The following is a 1,531-nucleotide window of genomic DNA, read 5'->3' on the forward strand; positions in this document are numbered from 1 at the left end:
GGCACGAATGCTGGTCTTACCTGCGCTCCACGGTCGTTGAAGTCCGCCTGTCCGGCGGCCTTGATGTTCTTCGCGGCGTTGACGTCCCGGTCGTGGTGGCTGCCGCACGGGCAGTCCCACGCTCGGACGTCGAGCGGGATCTTCTTGTTGATCCGGCCGCAGTCGGAGCACATCCGGGTGGACGGGAAGAACCGGTCCACCCGGGCGAAGGTGCGCCCGTACCGGGCGGCCTTGTACTCCAGCATGCCGGTGAAGCTGGCCCAGCCCGCGTCGTGCACGGACTTTGCGAGCCGGGTCCGGCTGAGACCGACCACGCACAGATCCTCGACATAGATCGCTTGGTTGTCGCGAACTACCTTCGTGGACAGCTTGTGCTGCCAGTCCCGCCGGGTGTCGGCCACCCGGGCGTGTGCCCTGGCAACCAACACGGCGGCCTTCTTGCGGTTCTGACTTCCGCGCTGCTTGCGCGAGAGATCCTGTTGCAGCCGCTTGAGCTTGCGGGCAGCGCGGCGTAGGAACTTCGGTGCGGTCACCTTTGTGCCGTCGGACATGACCGCGAAGTGGGTCAGACCGAGGTCGATACCGATCTCGGCGTCGACCGGCGGTAACGTCTCGTCCTGCGTGGTCTGCACGACGAACGACGCGAAGTACCGGCCGGCCGCGTCCCGGATCACCGTGACCGAGGTGGCCTCGGACGGCAGGCTGCGCGACCAGCGGACCGGCACGTCGCCGATCTTCGGCAGCCGCAGGCGACCGTTGTCGAGCACCTTGAACCGGCTGTTCCTGGTGAAACGGATGGCCTGCCGGTTGTCTTTGCGGGAACGGAACCGGGGCGCAGCCAGCTTACGGCCTTTGCGCCTGCCGGTGATCGAGGCGAAGAAGTTGCGGTACGCCACGTTCAGATCCGCGAGGGCCTGCTGCAACACCACGCTGGACACCTCGCCCAGCCACGCCCGCTCGGGCGTGTCCTTGGCCTGGGTGATGACCCGCTTGGACAGGTCGCCGTCCAACAGGTACTTATCGCCGTTCTCGCGTGCCTGCTGGCGCAGGCGCAGCCCGTCGTTGAAGACCACTCGGGCGCAGCCGAACGCCCGGGCCAGCGCTTGTTGCTGACCCGGCGTCGGGTACACGCGGTAGTTGTAACGGAGCTGCACAGACGCACCGTACCAATGGTCCATGGCCGATCTCGAAGACATCCGCACTGGTAGGCACTGTGTTTCTGCTCTGCATGCTCACTTGGTCTTCGTGACGAAGTTCCGACACCGGGTGTTCGATGACCGCCACCTTGCCCGAATGGAGGAGATCATGTGGGCGGTGTGCACCGACTTCGAGGCCGAGTTGGTCGAGTTCAACGGGGACAACAACCACGTCCACCTGCTCGTGAACCTCCCACCCAAGGTCGCCCTGGCGAGACTGGTCAACTCCCTCAAGGGCGTGTCGAGCCGGCGGATGCGGCAGGAGTTCCCCGACCTCGCGCGCCACTACTACCGGGCCAACAAGCTCTGGTCGGGCTCGTACTTCGCAGGCTCCG

The 1,531-nt window shown here is 65.8% G+C and carries 2 protein-coding genes; one reads left to right on the forward strand and one right to left on the reverse strand.

What is annotated here, in order from left to right; genetic code table 11:
- The coding region (locus GSF22_RS33495) for an RNA-guided endonuclease InsQ/TnpB family protein (RefSeq protein WP_208817904.1) at positions 1 to 1,154 on the reverse strand (1,154 nt) is incomplete at its 3' end.
- A gap of 22 nt (positions 1,155 to 1,176) precedes the next feature.
- Here GSF22_RS33495 and tnpA point away from each other — a divergent pair.
- Positions 1,177 to 1,531 (forward strand): IS200/IS605 family transposase (gene tnpA / locus GSF22_RS33500; RefSeq protein WP_208817905.1); only part of this gene is annotated, 355 nt, incomplete at its 3' end.

Source organism: Micromonospora echinofusca (assembly GCF_017614955.1).
Taxonomy (GTDB): Bacteria; Actinomycetota; Actinomycetes; order Mycobacteriales; family Micromonosporaceae; genus Micromonospora; species Micromonospora echinofusca_A.